Here is a 15,031-nt window from a genome sequence, read left to right on the forward strand (position 1 = left end):
GGGGTGTCAGGACCTCACTGCTTCTTCGGGTTGTAGGTGGTCTCCTTCACGGGAATGTCGACCTTGATGGGGTCGGCCTTCTCGAAGTGCAGTTCCACGGAGACCGTCTCGCCCTTCTTGGGCCGCTGCTTGAGGTCCGTGAACATGATGTGGTTGCCGCCGCGTTCGAGGTCGAGCTCGCCGTTGGCGGGCACCTCGAACGACGAGACCATCCGCATCGTCCGGTTCTGCGTCTCGTGGATGGAGACGTGGTCGGAGAGCGTGCTGGTCACCGAGGTGAGCCGGTCGGTGGCCCCACCGCTGTTCTTCACGAGAAGGAAACCGGCCGCCATGTCGCTGACGGGCTGCGGCATGAACGCCCCGGTCACCTCCAGCCGCGGGGGACCGTCCGAGGAACACGCCGTCAGGGCCAGTCCGGTGGCGAGGGTCAGCGTCCCCGCGACGGCGGTACGCCACCTCACGGGGTCGCCCCCTCGACGAGCTTCGGCAGGTCCTTCTCGTAGTCCTCGGCCGTGGTGTCCTCGCCGTAGAGCACGTAGCCCTGGTCGGTCTTGGGGGAGAACGCGATGACCTGGGCGCCGTGCATGGAGACGACCGTGCCGTCCTTCTCCTTCTTCGGCGGGTCGATGCCGATGCCGATCTGCCGTGCTCCCGCCTGGATGGTCGGGAAGTCGCCGGTGAGGCCGGTGAAGTCGGGGTCCTGGGCCCTGAGCCAGCTGCCCAGGGAGGCCGGGGTGTCCCGTTCGGGGTCGGTCGTGACGAAGACGACCTGGAGTTCGTCCTGCTGGGCCTTGGGCAGGGTGCGCTTGGCGAGCGCGATGTTGCTCATGGTCAGCGGGCAGACGTCGGGGCAGTTGGTGTAGCCGAAGTAGATGAGGGTCGGCTTGCCCTTCGTCCGTTCGCGCAGGTCGTACTTCTTGCCGTGCGTGTCGGTGAGAACGAGGTCGGGCTTGGTGAACGGCTGGTCGAGCACGGTCCCGGGCTTGGACGCGGGCTGGGCGGAGACGTCGGCGACGGACTTGTCCGCCGAGCCCTCGCTGCTGCCGCAGGCCGACAGGGTCAGTGCGGCCACGGCGGCGAACGCCGCGGCCAGCACCGTCTTCTTGCTGTGCATGGAGCTGATCCCTGGTCTGTCGTGCGAGTGGTGGTCCCTGCGGGGCGGGGTCAGGCGCTGCGGCGACGGCCCGCGAGGAGGCCGAACGCCACACCCGCGACGCCGACGACGATGCCCACGATGCCGAGGGCCCGGGCGGTGCTGTCGCTGTTCGACGAGGACGCGCTCTCGGTGGCCGCCGTCGCCTTCCCCGCCTTCTCGGCGTGATCGGCCTTGTCGTCGGCCTTGTCGTCGGCGGCGGCACCGTGGGCATCCTCCGCCGGGGCGGTCAGCGCGAGGACGGGAGCGGGGTTCGCCGGCTCCTCGCCGCCCTCGGCGGGCTCCTCGATCCAGCGGACGACTTCCTTGTTGCTGTACGTCTGGAGCGCCTTGAAGACCAGCTGGTCGGCGTCCTCGGGAAGCTGCCCGACGGAGAGCGGGAACTGCTGGAAGAAGCCCGCCTTGATGCCGTCGCCCTCAGCGGTCCAGGTGACCTTGGAGACGGCTTCGTTGATCTTCTTGCCGTGGACGTCGAGCGGCTTGGCCAGCTTGCTCTTGGTGACGTCGATCTTCCAGCCGGCCACCGGCTGCGGGCTGACCGACGCGAGGGGGTGGTCCGTCGGGAAGTTGACCTCGAGCTTCACGGTCGAGGCGTCGTCACGCTCGTTGGGAACCTTGAAGTTGACGGTGGCGTAGCCGCCCTTGGCGGCCGGGCCCTGCGGCTGCACGCTGACGTGCGCGGAGGCGGGACCGGCGAGCAGCACGACGGCGGACGCGGCGACGCCGCCGGCGATGGCGATGCGGGAAACGTTCATGGCAGGGATCACTCCACAGGACAAGAGGAAAGGTGGTCCGGCGCGCGGAGGCACGACGGCATCACGACCACCTCTTCACCGGGTCCGGCGGAGGAGGTCGCGTCAGGCGGCGCGTACGTATACGGGCGGCGGCCCGCGCCTGATCACCATGTGCTGCAGAGGGTCCCCGGTGGCGGGCACATGCGCGTCCACGGCGGTACGGGGGAAGCGGGGGGCCGTCGCGAGCCGTCCCGGGAGCCCTGCGCGCAGGGCGCGGACGAGCGCCATGGCCGCCCGCAGCGCTCCGAGCCGAGCTCCGGCCGCGAGCTGACGGCCGCCCCTGGCCGAGATCCTGGCCAGCCGGAAGAGCGCGACCTCGCCGCGCCGCAGCAGCCAGCCAGTGGCCAGTGCGGCGAGCAGATGCCCCAGGAACATCGGCAGGCTGGGCAGCCCGGCCGTCATCGACGCCATGGAGGCCGGGTCCACCGCGGTCCCGGACGCCAGGTGCGCGTGCCCCTGGGCCACGGTCGAGGCGTCGATCCCGGCGGTCGTCACGATGCGGTGGGCCTCAGCGGCGCTCAGCCGCGCAGGTCCTTCCCCGCACACGAGCCCGGCGGCGAAGTGGATCAACGCGTCGTTCCCCGACGACGCCGCGGCGTCCGGTGCGTGCCGTCCCAGTCCGAAGAGCACGTGGAGGGCGACCTGGCCGGCCGCGAGAGCGGCGGTGATCGACAGGAGGGTCCGCTCGCGTCCGGCGAGTGCGGCCGCCACGGCGAACACCCCGGTGAAACCGGCTGCCAGAGGCCACCCGGAGACACTCGTGCCCGCGGCCATCCCATGCCCGGCCGCGGCGAGCACGACACAGACCGCGGTGAACACCGCGGTCCTCAGAAGCCGCATACCGGCTCCGGCGCGTGCGACGGGGATAGACATGGCCGGGTCATCATCGCACTCGGCCCCCGGTTCCCGTACGGCAGGTCCGGAAGGTCGGCATCCGTCCTCATCCGGGAGTGATCGGGATGGGTTGCCCCTGTTCACGGGTGCTCCGCGGCCCTCGGGCCGGCCGGGCATACACCGGTACACGGAACATACGCATCCGCCGAATGAGCGCTGTCACAGGGGATTTGTGCTTACGGAGCGCCCGCCCCGGCAATACGTAACGGTATGTCGAGCCGCAGCCAGGAGGCTGGAGCATGAGCATGTGGTGGTCACTCCATCTGCGGCGCGAAGCTGCGAGCGTTCCGCTCGCCCGTCGTTTTCTGCTCGGCACCATGGAGAGCGCGGGGGTGGACCCGGACATCTCCTACGACCTCTCCGTCGCGCTCAGCGAGGCCTGCGCGAACGCCGTCGAGCACGGCGGCGGACGAGCGGAGCCCGATGGGGCCGGCCAGGGCCCCGCCGGGGACGAGCAGCCCGGCCCCTCCTGCGGGCAGTACCGGGTCACCGCTTATCTGGACGGCGAGAAATGCCGTATCGAAGTCGTCGACTCAGGGCCGGGATTCCCCTCCCGGCGCACGCTTCGCGCCGCCGCACAGCCGTCCGCCAGGGACTTCGCGGACCAGCAGCAGTCCGCTGTCCTTCCGCCCCGCGACCCGTCGCACGGGTGCACGGCGGGGCATCCACCGGAGACCGCGGAGAGCGGCCGGGGACTCTGCCTGATCGAAGAGCTCGCCGACCACGTCCACTTCGGCAACCGCCCGGGACGGGGCGCGGTGGTGAGTTTCGACAAGATCCTGAAATGGCGTGAGGGCGCGCTGCTCATGGTGTCCTGAGCGGCGCGCCCTCCGGTGCGCGGGGCGCGGAGAATCCGCGCCCGCCGTGTCAGCCCTTGAGGCCGGCCATCCACGCCTCGACCTCGTCGGCACGGCGCGGCAGCGACGCGGACAGGTTCCGGTTGCCGTCCTCGGTGACGAGGATGTCGTCCTCGATCCGGACACCGATGCCCCGGTACTCCTCGGGCACGGTCAGGTCGTCGGCCTGGAAGTACAGCCCCGGCTCGACCGTGAGGCAGACCCCGGCCTCCAGGGTCCCGTTGACGTACGAGTCGGTGCGCGCGGCGGCGCAGTCATGGACGTCCATGCCGAGCATGTGCCCGGTGCCGTGCAGCGTCCAGCGGCGCTGCAGACCCAGCTCCAGAACCTTCTCCACGGACAGGTCGCCGAGCAGACCCCACTCGACCAGCTTCTCGGCGAGCACCCGCTGCGCGGCGTCGTGGAAGTCGCGGAAGGCGGCGCCGGGCTTCACCGCCGCGATGCCGGCCTCCTGGGCCTCGTACACCGCGTCGTAGATCTTCCGCTGCAACGGCGAGAAGGTGCCGTTGATGGGCAGCGTCCGCGTCACGTCGGCGGTGTAGAGCTCGTTCGTCTCCACGCCCGCGTCGAGCAGCAGGAGCTCACCGGAGCGGACCGCGCCGTCGTTGCGGACCCAGTGCAGTGTGGTGGCGTGCGGACCGGCGGCGCAGATCGAGCCGTAGCCGATGTCGTTGCCGTCGACGCGGGCGCGCAGGAAGAAGGTGCCCTCGATGTAGCGCTCGCTCGTGGCCTCTGCCTTGTCGAGGACCCTCACGACGTCCTCGAAGCCGCGGGCGGTGGCGTCGCAGGCCTTCTGGAGCTCGGCCACCTCGAAGTCGTCCTTGACCAGACGGGCCTCGGAGAGGAAGACGCGCAGTTCCTCGTCGCGCTCCGCGGTGACCTTGTCGGTCAGGGCGGACTCGATGCCGGCGTCGTGGCCCCGGACGTTACGGACCGGGCCGGTGGCCTCGGTCAGCGCGGCCGGGAGTTCGCGGACGTCCTTCGCCGGGACGCCCAGCAGCTGCTCGGCCTCCTTGAGGGAGTGGCGGCGGCCGACCCACAGCTCGCCCTGGCCGTTGAGCCAGAACTCACCGTTCCCGCGGTCGGAGCGGGGCAGCAGGTAGACCGTGGCCTCGTGTCCGTGCTCGGTGGGCTCGAGCACCAGGACACCGTCCTGGGTCCGGTCGCCGGTGAGGTAGGCGTACTCGGTGGAGGGCCGGAAGGCGTACTCGGTGTCGTTGGAGCGGGTCTTCAGGTTGCCCGCGGCCACCACCAGACGCTCACCGGGGAAGCGCGCGGAGAGCGCGGCTCGGCGGTTGGCGGTCTGCGAGGCCTGGGCGATGGGCTCCAGGCCGTGCAGCTCGGTGTCGGCCCAGCCGGACTTCATGTTCTCGGCGAGCTCGTCGGAAATGCCCGGGTACAGGCCGTTCTTCCGCTGCTTGATCGGCTCTGTCTCCGCTGTTTCCGGGGTCTCCGGGGTGAGCTCCTCAGACACGATTTGTCCTCCTTGTATGACACTGGGCCTTGCCCATCGTACGGGCGTGCGGAAGGGGGCCCAGGCGCGGAGGACCTGTTACTTCTCCGGTGCGACCCTCAGTCGAAGCGTGCCGCCAGCACGACGACGTCCTCGGCGGCGTCGTTCCCGCCGTGGTCCTCCGGCAGCACGGTCCGCAGGATGTGGTCGGCGACGGCTCCGGGGTCCTGACGCGCGGTCCTCGGTACCCCGGCCGCCGCCGCGTAGAGCCGTGCGAACGCGCGGTCCATGGAGTCGCCGGCACGGCGCAGCAGCCCGTCGGTGTAGATCAGGAAGGTCTCGCCCGGCGCGGGCGTGAACTCAACACTCGGCGCCTCCCAGCAGGACAGCATGCCCAGGGGCGCGGAAAGTGTCGTCTCCACGAATTCGGTGCGCCGGTCGCCGATCACGAGCGGAGGCCGGTGCCCGGCGCCGGCGAACACGACCGTGCCCCGCTCGGGTTCGCAGTACGCGTACAGGGCGGTCGCCGCGCGGGCCGGTTCGGTGAGCCGCAGCAGGAGTTCGAGGTCGGACAGCACGGCGACGGGGTCCTCGCCCTCCATCACGGCGTAGGCGCGCAGACCCGCCCGGAGCCGGCCGACGGCGGCGCGGGCGGTGGGTCCCGAACCTCCGACCGAGCCGACGGCCAGGCCGAGCGCGTCGTCCGGGAGGGGCAGTGCGTCGAACCAGTCACCGCCTCCGCCGTCGGCCGCGCGGTGGCGCACGGCCAGCCGGACGCCGGGCACGCGGGGCAGCCGGGTGGGCAGGAGCTCCTCGGCGATGACGGCCGCGACCGCCCTGGAGCGTTCCAGTTCGAGCAGGCGGGCCAGGTGCTCGGACGCGTAGCGGACGTACACGCCGGCGAGATGGCACTGGCGTTCAGGCGGTTCGGCGGGCTCGTCGTACAGGTAGACGGCCACGCCGAGTCTTCCGGCGGAATCGGTGGCGAGGGGCAGTGCGTAACTCGAGGCGTACCCGAGCCGGGTGGCGACCTCGCGGCAGCGGGGGTCCAGGCCGGTGTCGCCGAGGATGTCCGGGCTGGCCAGCGACTTGTCGGTATCGGTGAGGCCGTCGAGGAATCGGCCGTGGGGGGTGGCGCACCGGGGCACGGTCTCGATGTGCCCGATTTCCGCGTGGGTGAGGCCGAGTCCGACGGTGCGGGAGGGCCCGGCGCCGTCGGCGGGTTCGAGGACGAGGAGTCCCCGGCCGGCCCCGACGAGGGCGGCTCCGGCGCCCAGCAGTTCGGGCAGGGCGCGGTCCAGGGTGCCGGTTCCGGCCAGCCGCTCGGTGAGCTCGTGCAGGGTGGTCAGATCGGAGACCCAGCCGGCCAGGCGGTCCTGAAGGAACAGCCCCGGCGTGGGGGGTACTTCTCTCAGCGGCGCGTCAGTGTGCGTTGAAACGGGAACCATGGGATCGATTCCAGCCACTTTCGGCAGATGGGGGGCGCTCATGACGGCCGGCTTTCCGACCGGTGCGTTCTGTCGAATAGCATCGCAAACCCCCATGTCGTTCTGCGCCGCTATCAGTGCATCCGCATGTACACGTCCTCACATCTACACGCACAAGTAAGGTCATGTCCAGCATTGTCCTCACGGTATTTATGGTGTCCGTGACGTCTGTCAACCTGGCCAAAAAATGCACCCCCGGGCGGCTGTTTGCGATCGACTGGGCGTGCTCGACAGCGGGAACCCTCGGGGTGAAGTGCCGGAGGGAGCGTCATCCCGGGCATGCTGGGTACGTAACGGTGGATGGCCAGGGGCAGTTCTGATCGCCCCGGAACCCGACAGCGAGCCCGGACGTCCTCACCGGTGACGGCCGCCCGCCCACCCCTGAGTGGCGGGGTAGCACAAGGGACGGCGCGCGACGCGCACGCCGCCCGCGCGATGTTTCAACTGGACTCGGCTCGGCTCAACCCGGCTCGACTCGGCTCAGCCCCATTCTGTTCGGTTCCACTCTGCTCGGCTCGGCTCACGTTCGGCACCGACAGTTCGTCCGTGCCCGAAACCGAATGAGCAAGCACGCACAGCGAAGAGACGCACACGTGGTGTAACGCACGCGTGTGTGATGTGGACCTCGGCGTTCAACGGAAAGGAACGAGCGCTCATGCGCGAGATCCTCGGAAGGCGACGCAGGCACCGGCCCCGGCGCACGGCACGTTCCGCCCAGCTCGACGCGGCGCTGAACTGCGCCACCGTCTGGAAGTGGCCTGTGCTCCCGGGCGCGGGGCTGGCAGCGGGAGCCGTGCGCGGCGAACGCGGACGCGGCTGCGCCTGTCCCGACCCCGAGTGCGCCGTACCCGGCGCGCATCCCTTCGATCCCGGTCTCCTCGCGGCGACCACCGACGCGCGCATGGTGCGCTGGTGGTGGACCAACCGGCCGGAGGCGCCCGTCGTCCTGGCGACCGGCGGCGCGGCCCCCTGCGCGCTGAGCCTGCCGGCCGTGGCGGGCGCCCGTGCGCTGACCGCACTCGACGGCATGGGGCTGCGGCTCGGTCCCGTGGTCGCGACCCCGACCCGGTGGTCGCTGATGGTCTCCCCCTACACGCTGGAACGCCTCGGGGAGCTGCTGCACGCCAAGGACCGGGTACCCAGCTCCCTGCGGTTCCACGGGGAGGGCGGCTACATGCTCCTGCCTCCGTCCGAGGTGGGCACCGGGCAGGTGCGCTGGGAGCGGGCGCCGGCTCCGGGAGACGCCGCGCCGTGGCTTCCCGATGTGGAGACGGTCCTGGACGCGCTCGTCGAGGCGAGCAACAGCGCTCCGGACGGCGGCAGCCGGCTCTCGTACTGACCAGCCTCTGGCGCACCGGCCCGACGACCGCACACCGGCCGTCGGGCAGGGTGCCGAGCGGCTCCGGTCACCGGCGGACGCGGGGATGGACCGGCGGCTCACCCGAAGGGGCGTGGGGCCGTCCGCGTCCCTTGTCGCAGGACGATCTCCGCATGCTTCCGCATGACCGGCCCGCCTCATTCCGAATGTGCGAGAAGCGCTGACGGCACGCTTTCTGACCTCTATTCCGCAGGGCGCGGAGGCGGGGCGGGCGCGGATGCCGGTGCGAATGATTTCCGAGGTGCTGCCGGTGCATTCACGGCGCGGACGAAGCTCCCGGAATTCTGTCCGAAAGCGAACGGACCGTGTCCGTCGGCTCCGAGGGGGGCGCACGAGTGCCGCGCGGATGCGAAATCGCCTCGCACGCACGAGCCGAAGAGCTGCGGCCCCGTGGAGCAGCGGGCGCGAGGGGCCGGGCCAGGTGGCGTCCGGGCCGGTTGCCGCAGGCCCCGGGGCCGCCTCGTGCTCCGGCGTGCGCCGTGGCGGCCCGGGCCCGGAAACGCAGACGTCCGGCCGCTGGCGACGGGGGATGCACCAGCGACCGGACTTCCAGAACCGTAACAAGAGATCTGCCGTGAGCAAATTCGATCTCGTCTATTCGGTCAGCTATTTGCCGACGGGTACGGGGAGTTGTGACGGGAGTCACCGTCGCGTCCCGCTGTCGGCACTGTCAGCTGAGCGTCACCTGGCGGTTGGTGAGCCCCCCGCGGGCCCGGCGCTCGTCGGCGGTCAGCGGAGCGTCGGACGCGAGGGCCTCCGCGAGCCGGGCCGCGAACCGGGCCGCGGGCTTCTCGCACTCCTCGGCGCCCATCCCGCTCGGCAGGTCCCATACCGGGACCATGAGTCCGTGGGCGCGGAACGAGCCCACCAGACGGGTCCCCTCGCCGAGCGAGGAGGCGCCCGCCGCGTGCAGCCGGGCGAGAGCGTCGAGAAGCTGCTCCTCCGGGTGCGGCATGACCCAGCGCAGGTGGTTCTTCTCCGGCGTCTCGCACCAGTAGGCCGCGTCCACGCCGGACAGCCTGGTGGTGGGGATGGCAGCCGCGTTGGCGCGTTCCAGGGAGGCCGACACCTCCGCGGTGGCGTTCTCCGCATCGGGGACCCAGAACTCGAAGCCCGCGTGCACGACGGGTTCGAACGCCGCCCCGGGATCGAGGACGTCCTGCAGGCGAGGACCGTCGGCCGGCACCCGGCGGGCGGCGACCGGCGAACCGGGCTCGGCCTCCAGCGCACGCTGCAGGGTGTCCGCCAGGTCGCGGCTGAGGTCGCCGGACGAGGTGTCGTTCTGCAGGGCGAGCAGGACGGAGCCGTCGTCACGGCGCAGCGCGGGCCAGGCCATCGGCAGTACGGTCGCGAGCGCCACGGAGGGGACGCCCTCGGGAAGCCCGCCCTTGAGCGTCAGTGCGACGGTGGCGGCCGGGACCAGCTCGCGCAGGGCGATCCAGTCGCACTCGCCGGAGAGCCCCTCGAAGGGGCGCTGGACCAACTCGGTCACGGCGTGGGCCGCGGCGCGTCCGTGACACGCCTTGTAACGGCGGCCGGAACCGCACGGGCAGGGCTCACGTGCCCCTACGACCGGGATTTCACCATCCTTGAGCTGCGGCTTCCCGGCCTTGGACTGAGGGCGCTTCTTGGCCATGGTGGGGGTTCTCCCGATTGCGACAGTGCGGTCTCGGGCGCGAGCCTAGCCGCCCTGTCACCACCCGGGCACACATGACGTGGTGCCCGCCCCGCCTGCCCGTCCGCCGGCGTCCGGGCTCGCGGACCGCGGCGCTCTCAGCCCGCGTCGTCGAAGGCGTCGAGAGCGGCGGCCAGTTCCAGCCCCTCCAGCGAGCCGAGCCCGCCCGGACCGGCGAGTCCCTCCAGGCCGTTCGGCCCGCCGGACCGGTGGTGCCCGTGAGCCGCTGAGACCAGCGCCCAGACGGTGACCTCACCCGCCGGATCGTCCCGCACGCCCCATTCCTGGGCCAGGGCACTGATGATGTTGAGCCCGCGCCCGCCACGGGCCGTGACCGATGGCGTCGCCGGGACGGGCCGTGTCGGCCCGCCGCCGTCCGTGACCTCGACGGTCAGGTCGCCCTCTCCGCCCACGCGCCATGCGGCGCGGATGTCACCGTCGCCCACCTCCGTGTGTGTTCCCAGCGGCCTGCCGTGCCGGCAGGCGTTGCTGAGGAGCTCCGAGAGAATCAGTACAGCGTCGTCGACCACGGTGTCCGAGACCCCGTTGCTGCGCAGTTGCTCACGCATACGGTGCCTCGCCTGCCCCACACCCGCTGGGCCATGGGGTACGGCCATGCTCGACGACGTCGGCACTTCCTGTGCCACCACAAACGCCACCCCCGAGACCTCCTTTGCCCCACGCCAGGGATTGGATGCCCTCCTGTGATGCGCCGGAAACCGGCCAAAGCCTTGGCAGTGATGCACTCGTAACGATCGATTGCGGAGTGAATGCGCCGGTGCACACCGTGTAACTGATGTTAAGAACGGCCAAGTTGCGACAGGACCTGTTTGGGCCGGTTCGTGATGATTGCCTCTACCCCGAGATTCACACACAGGGCGACGTCCTCCGGCTCGTTCACCGTCCAGACGTGCACCCGGTGGCCCGCCCTGTGCAGGCGTTCGATGTACGCGGGGTGATTGCGTACGATCCGCATCCCGGGACCGGCGATCCGCGCCCCGGCCGGGAGGCGGCCGTCGCGCAGTCGCGGCGAGACGAACTGCATCAGGAAGACGGTCGGCAGTTTGGGGGCGGCGGCGCGCACACGGTAGAGGGAGCGGGCCGAGAAACTCATGACGCGTACGGGGGACGGCCCCTCGGCCGGCGGCTCGTCCAGGCCGAAGCGCTTGAGCAGGTGGAGCAGCCGCTCCTCGACCTGGCCGGCCCAGCGGGTGGGGTGCTTCGTCTCGATGGCCAGCTGGACCGGCCGGCCGGCCGCCCGGGCGTCGTGGGTCAGTTCGAGAAGACGTTCGAGCGTGAGGACGGACGTGAGTTCGCCGGGCGCCGGATCCCAGTCCGGGGACTCCTCGCGGTCCTTCCAGGAGCCGAAGTCGAGCGCCGCCAGATCGGCCAGCTCCAGGGCGGAGACCGCCCCCCGGCCGTTGGATGTGCGGTTCACCCTGCGGTCGTGCACGCAGACGAGCTGGCCGTCGGCGGTGAGGCGTACATCGCACTCCAGGGCGTCGGCCCCGTCCTCGATGGCCTTCCGGTACGCGGCCAGGGTGTGTTCGGGGGCGTCGTCGGAGGCGCCGCGATGCGCGATGACCTGGATGGGAGACTGTTCGGATGGCAGGCGTGCATGGGTCACGGCGCCATGGTGTCACCGGGACCCGTCGGGTGCTGACAGCTTCTTGCGTGCGACCGTTTTGCCTGATGTAAAGATTGGTGTGCGGATGCACAGGTCTTGCTTACAGTGGCCTGACGTGCTGTGGGAAAAGCTGACCGCAGACACGTGCACAGCGGATCTCTTGCCGAATGCCGAGTGGAACCGAGGAGTAAAGAGCTGTGAGCACCGAGAACGAGGGCAACGAGGGCACCGCGGGTCCGTCCGTACCGTCTGTTCCGTCCGCACCTCCCGTGCCGGCTGCCGCTCCTGAGGGCACCCCGCAGGGAGGTCCGCCCGCGCCGGGGGCCGCGCCCGTGGACGCGCCGACGGCCCAGGTTCCGGCCGCGCACCAGGCAGACGCCGAGCAGGCCTCCGCCGGGCACGAGCAGTACCCGCAGTACCCGTACACGCCGCCGACACCGGAGAACGCTCCGTCCGGCTCCGCGGCCTGGCCGCCGCCCCCGCCCGCCATCCCCTCGTACGCCGACGGCGGCAGCCCGCCGGTCTGGGGCGCGCCCGCGCACGCGGCGCCCGACCACCCGCGCAGGCGCCGTGCGGGCGGCCTGGTCGCCGCGGTCGCCGTGGCGGCTCTCGTCGCGGGCGGCGTGGGAGGGGCCCTCGGTTACTGGGCGGCCGACAGCAGCGATTCCGGCTCCTCCTCCGGGTCGACCACGGTCGCAGCGTCCAACAGCCCGAAGGACTTCAAGCGCGCCGCGGGCACGGTCGCGGGCGTCGCGGCGAGCGCGCTGCCCAGCGTGGTCACGATCGACGCGCAGTCCGGCGACGGCGAGGGAGGCACGGGCACCGGCTTCGTGTACGACAAGGAGGGCCACATCCTGACCAACAACCACGTGGTGGCCTCCGCGGCGGACAGCGGTCAGCTGACCGCGACCTTCTCCGACGGCAAGAAGTACGACGCCGAGGTGGTCGGCCGCGCCCAGGGTTACGACGTGGCCGTGCTGAAGCTGAAGAACGCCCCGGACGGACTGACCCCGCTGGCCCTGGGAGACTCGGACAAGGTCGCCGTGGGCGACTCCACCATCGCGATCGGCGCACCGTTCGGCCTGTCCAACACGGTCACCACCGGCATCATCAGCGCCAAGCACCGCCCGGTGGCCTCGGGTGACGGTTCCAGCAGCAAGAACTCGTACATGAGCGCCCTGCAGACCGACGCCTCGATCAACCCGGGCAACTCCGGCGGCCCGCTCCTGGACGCGGGTGGCGCGGTGATCGGTATCAACTCGGCCATCCAGTCCACCAGCGGCGGCGGCGTCGGCCAGGCGCAGGCCGGCTCCATCGGCCTGGGCTTCGCCATCCCCGTCAACCAGGCGAAGAACGTCGCGGAGCAGCTGATCAAGACCGGTCAGCCGGTGTACCCGGTGATCGGTGCGACGGTCACGATGGACGAGAAGACCGGCGGCGCCGTCATCTCGGAGGAGGGCGCGGGCGGCAGCCCCGCCGTCACCCCGAACGGCCCGGCGGCCCAGGCGGGCCTGAAGGCCGGTGACGTGATCACCAAGTTCGACGACACGGTGGTCGACAGCGGCCCGACCCTGATCGGCGAGATCTGGACCCACAAGGCCGGCGACAAGGTGACACTCACCTACAAGCGCGACGGGAAGACGGCGACGGCCGAAGTCACCCTGGGCGAGCGCAAGGGCGACAGCTGACCGGCTAGGCTGTTCCACGCATCGAGCCGGACCCGGCCACCGGGGCCGGCTGCGACGCGGGGTGGGTTGCCCGAGCGGCCTAAGGGAACGGTCTTGAAAACCGTCGTGGCAGCGATGTCACCGTGGGTTCAAATCCCACACCCACCGCCAGGTCAGGGAAGTAGCAGGTCAGAGGGTGGGTCTCCGGTATGGAGGCCCGCCCTCTGTGCTCACCTTGTCTCACTCCGTGCCCCTGATTCCCGGTGCTGACCAGGGCGTGTGGGCCATGGGCGGGCCAAGGTCGGCCCTACCCTTCGGCGCGAAGACCCAGCTCAACGAGCCGATTGGCCGCTGCCGACCCGCCCTTGAGGAGCTTGGCGTAGAACCGGTAAAGCACCGCGAGGCTGTGGCCGGCGCGGGAGGCGGCCTCCACCGGGTCCATGCCGGACTTGATCCACAGCGAGATCGCGGCGTGCCGCAGCGCGTACGGGACGTCCGCGAGCGGGGTGCGCAGCTCCTGCTCGCTGAGCACAGCCTTGCGGGCCTCGCTCCAGACCGCGGAGTACTCGTTCGACGTGAGGCGACCGCCACGTGCCGCCCGGAACAAACGGCCGTCCGGTGCGACACCGAAGCGCTCGATGTGGGAGCGGACCATGCGGACGTAGACCGGCGGGACGGGAACGGCGCGTACGGCCTTCCGCGCCCGGTGCTTCAGGCCACGCTCGTCGTGGGACTTCCCGCTGTCGGTCCAGCCGCTCCCTACCTCGGGATGACTTTCCGACACCAGCACTTCGCCCCAGGCATCCGGCTCGCTCTCCGGGGGCAGGACGAAATCCGACTCCCGCAGCGCCACGGCCTCACCGGGGCGCGTTGCCACGTAGTAAACGGCTCCGTAGAACGCCTCCAGATGTTCGCCGCGGTCGCTCTGCTCTGCCACGGCAACGAGCAGCGCCCGAGCGAGCCGAGGACCTGGCACCCAACGGAAGTCGACTTCGTCCGAGGTCTTGGGAGCCGCCCAGTCCACCGACAGGAACGGGTGACGGGTGAGGAGCGCTCGCTCCTCCACCGCGTATCGGAAGGCGTTGCTCAGCACCATGCGCTTCCGGTTCGTAGTGTTCTCCGCCGCAGGCCTCCCGTTCAGAAGCCTGGAGAGGGCCGTCAGCGCCGCGCGCACGTGCTCCGGCTTTGCTGCTTCGTCCACCCGCATCGAATGCTGACCCACCCACTCCAACGCCTTCCGGACGTTGTCGGGGAGCTCTTGGGTGTCGGCGCGCGAGACGAGGTGACCCTTCGGGCCGTCCACGGCTCGGAACGCCCACTGATAGAGGGCGGCGCGGAGCACGCGTGCATCAGGGCGTGTGCCGCTGCCGGCTGTAAAGACGGGCGTCGCAACCGCAAGGGATTCCGCGATGCTCGCTCGGTGCTTCGCTGCCGCCCCCGGCCACTTCATCAGGGCGTACGCCTTGGCGTGCTCGTACCACGTTGGCATCGCAAGGGCGGCTAGCTCCTTCTCCGGAAGGCCGGTCTCCTCGTCGAACTGCTGCCCCGCTCGCAGAGCGGCCATGAGCTGCGAGCGGCGGCCATCGGCCTGCGGTTTGAGGGTGAAGCTCTTTGAGTGCCCCTCGGCCCCGACGCGCCAGCGGAGTTCCCAGGGCTTCGGCCGGCCTTTGCGCTGCCGGATGGACCAGATGACGACGTCGAAGGTGAGCATGTCTCTCCATGAAGAGAGGGCCCGCCTTGGCGGGCCCTCTCGGATCTGGTCGGTGCGGACTCAGGCGGCTTCCTCGTACCTGGCGAGCCAGGCGTCAAGGTCGGCGCGGCGTACGCGTACCTGGTGGTTGGGGAGCTTGATGAGCTTGGGGGCGAGGCCCCGGGCGCGCAGGCGATAGAAGGCGGCGCGGCTCATGTTGAGCTCGGCGAGGACTTCGGGGAGCTTGAGCATCTGCGGGCGTGCCACGGTCAGACTCCTTGGCTCGGTTCGGTCTCACAGGTGCGGTTACATCGGTTACGTCGGTTACACCGCAGGTCCGGGGCCTGTTTTTCGTA

Annotated in this window: 14 protein-coding genes and 1 tRNA gene; 4 read left to right on the forward strand and 11 right to left on the reverse strand. The window is 70.8% G+C overall.

Annotation, left to right across the window (positions count from 1 at the left end):
- Positions 1–14: 14 nt before the first annotated feature.
- The 4 genes from ACFU5K_RS20385 to ACFU5K_RS20400 form a co-directional block, all read right to left on the reverse strand.
- Positions 15–461, reverse strand: coding sequence for a copper chaperone PCu(A)C (locus ACFU5K_RS20385; RefSeq protein WP_384063516.1), 447 nt, complete (start codon positions 459–461; stop codon positions 15–17).
- On the reverse strand, positions 458–1,114 hold the full coding sequence (locus ACFU5K_RS20390; RefSeq protein WP_384063519.1) for an SCO family protein: 657 nt from the start codon (positions 1,112–1,114) through the stop codon (positions 458–460). The genes ACFU5K_RS20385 and ACFU5K_RS20390 overlap by 4 nt, the downstream gene beginning before the upstream one ends.
- 50 nt (positions 1,115–1,164) lie before the next feature.
- A complete protein-coding gene (locus ACFU5K_RS20395; protein WP_384063521.1) occupies positions 1,165–1,908 on the reverse strand; it encodes a YcnI family protein in 744 nt (247 codons plus the stop codon).
- Positions 1,909–2,010: 102 nt separating this feature from the next.
- Positions 2,011–2,820: a hypothetical protein gene (locus ACFU5K_RS20400; RefSeq protein ID WP_384063524.1), complete on the reverse strand. Its 810-nt coding sequence runs from the start codon at positions 2,818–2,820 to the stop codon at positions 2,011–2,013.
- A 260-nt stretch (positions 2,821–3,080) separates the two neighbouring features.
- On the opposite strand from ACFU5K_RS20400, the gene ACFU5K_RS20405 reads away from it, so the two are divergent.
- Positions 3,081–3,659 carry an ATP-binding protein gene (locus tag ACFU5K_RS20405; protein ID WP_384063527.1) on the forward strand — a complete coding sequence of 193 codons (579 nt, stop codon included), beginning with the start codon at positions 3,081–3,083 and terminating at the stop codon, positions 3,657–3,659.
- A 49-nt stretch (positions 3,660–3,708) separates the two neighbouring features.
- On the opposite strand, the gene ACFU5K_RS20410 is transcribed toward ACFU5K_RS20405, so the two are convergent.
- On the reverse strand, positions 3,709–5,172 hold the full coding sequence (locus tag ACFU5K_RS20410) for an aminopeptidase P family protein (RefSeq protein WP_384063529.1): 1,464 nt from the start codon (positions 5,170–5,172) through the stop codon (positions 3,709–3,711).
- 98 nt (positions 5,173–5,270) lie between these two features.
- Positions 5,271–6,695: a PP2C family protein-serine/threonine phosphatase gene (locus tag ACFU5K_RS20415; RefSeq protein ID WP_384063532.1), complete on the reverse strand. Its 1,425-nt coding sequence runs from the start codon at positions 6,693–6,695 to the stop codon at positions 5,271–5,273.
- 598 nt (positions 6,696–7,293) lie between these two features.
- Between ACFU5K_RS20415 and ACFU5K_RS20420 the strand changes: the two genes are divergently transcribed.
- The gene (locus tag ACFU5K_RS20420) at positions 7,294–7,977 is read left to right on the forward strand and encodes a bifunctional DNA primase/polymerase (RefSeq protein ID WP_384063535.1); all 684 of its coding nucleotides are present in this window, start codon (positions 7,294–7,296) and stop codon (positions 7,975–7,977) included.
- Between the two features lie 709 nt (positions 7,978–8,686).
- Here ACFU5K_RS20420 and ACFU5K_RS20425 read toward each other — a convergent pair.
- The 3 genes from ACFU5K_RS20425 to ACFU5K_RS20435 all read right to left on the reverse strand — a co-directional run bounded on the left by ACFU5K_RS20425 (position 8,687) and on the right by ACFU5K_RS20435 (position 11,318).
- Complete coding sequence (locus ACFU5K_RS20425) at positions 8,687–9,652, reverse strand: DUF5926 family protein (protein ID WP_384063538.1); 966 nt, start codon at positions 9,650–9,652, stop codon at positions 8,687–8,689.
- Between the two features lie 137 nt (positions 9,653–9,789).
- Positions 9,790–10,437 carry an ATP-binding protein gene (locus ACFU5K_RS20430; protein WP_384063541.1) on the reverse strand — a complete coding sequence of 216 codons (648 nt, stop codon included), beginning with the start codon at positions 10,435–10,437 and terminating at the stop codon, positions 9,790–9,792.
- A gap of 53 nt (positions 10,438–10,490) precedes the next feature.
- On the reverse strand, positions 10,491–11,318 hold the full coding sequence (locus ACFU5K_RS20435; protein ID WP_384063542.1) for a glycerophosphodiester phosphodiesterase family protein: 828 nt from the start codon (positions 11,316–11,318) through the stop codon (positions 10,491–10,493).
- 197 nt (positions 11,319–11,515) lie between these two features.
- Here ACFU5K_RS20435 and ACFU5K_RS20440 point away from each other — a divergent pair, with 197 nt between their 5' ends.
- Positions 11,516–13,006, forward strand: coding sequence for a S1C family serine protease (locus ACFU5K_RS20440; RefSeq protein WP_384063545.1), 1,491 nt, complete (start codon positions 11,516–11,518; stop codon positions 13,004–13,006).
- 60 nt (positions 13,007–13,066) lie between these two features.
- Positions 13,067–13,156 (forward strand) — tRNA-Ser (locus ACFU5K_RS20445).
- A 136-nt stretch (positions 13,157–13,292) separates the two neighbouring features.
- Here ACFU5K_RS20445 and ACFU5K_RS20450 read toward each other — a convergent pair.
- Both ACFU5K_RS20450 and ACFU5K_RS20455 read right to left on the reverse strand, forming a co-directional pair.
- Positions 13,293–14,696, reverse strand: coding sequence for a tyrosine-type recombinase/integrase (locus tag ACFU5K_RS20450; protein WP_384063547.1), 1,404 nt, complete (start codon positions 14,694–14,696; stop codon positions 13,293–13,295).
- Between the two features lie 60 nt (positions 14,697–14,756).
- Complete coding sequence (locus ACFU5K_RS20455; RefSeq protein ID WP_030329340.1) at positions 14,757–14,942, reverse strand: AlpA family transcriptional regulator; 186 nt, start codon at positions 14,940–14,942, stop codon at positions 14,757–14,759.
- Positions 14,943–15,031: the final 89 nt, after the last annotated feature.

It is taken from the genome of Streptomyces sp. NPDC057428 (genome assembly GCF_042803195.1).
Lineage (GTDB): Bacteria > Actinomycetota > Actinomycetes > Streptomycetales > Streptomycetaceae > Streptomyces.

Coding starts and splice junctions, on each gene's coding strand:
- ACFU5K_RS20415 (WP_384063532.1), bottom strand. CDS start 6,695: ATGGGGGTTTGCGATGCTATTCGACAGAACGCACCGGTCGGAAAGCCG.
- ACFU5K_RS20400 (WP_384063524.1), bottom strand. CDS start 2,820: ATGTCTATCCCCGTCGCACGCGCCGGAGCCGGTATGCGGCTTCTGAGG.
- ACFU5K_RS20420 (WP_384063535.1), top strand. CDS start 7,294: ATGCGCGAGATCCTCGGAAGGCGACGCAGGCACCGGCCCCGGCGCACG.
- ACFU5K_RS20450 (WP_384063547.1), bottom strand. CDS start 14,696: ATGCTCACCTTCGACGTCGTCATCTGGTCCATCCGGCAGCGCAAAGGC.
- ACFU5K_RS20425 (WP_384063538.1), bottom strand. CDS start 9,652: ATGGCCAAGAAGCGCCCTCAGTCCAAGGCCGGGAAGCCGCAGCTCAAG.
- ACFU5K_RS20405 (WP_384063527.1), top strand. CDS start 3,081: ATGAGCATGTGGTGGTCACTCCATCTGCGGCGCGAAGCTGCGAGCGTT.
- ACFU5K_RS20395 (WP_384063521.1), bottom strand. CDS start 1,908: ATGAACGTTTCCCGCATCGCCATCGCCGGCGGCGTCGCCGCGTCCGCC.
- ACFU5K_RS20390 (WP_384063519.1), bottom strand. CDS start 1,114: ATGCACAGCAAGAAGACGGTGCTGGCCGCGGCGTTCGCCGCCGTGGCC.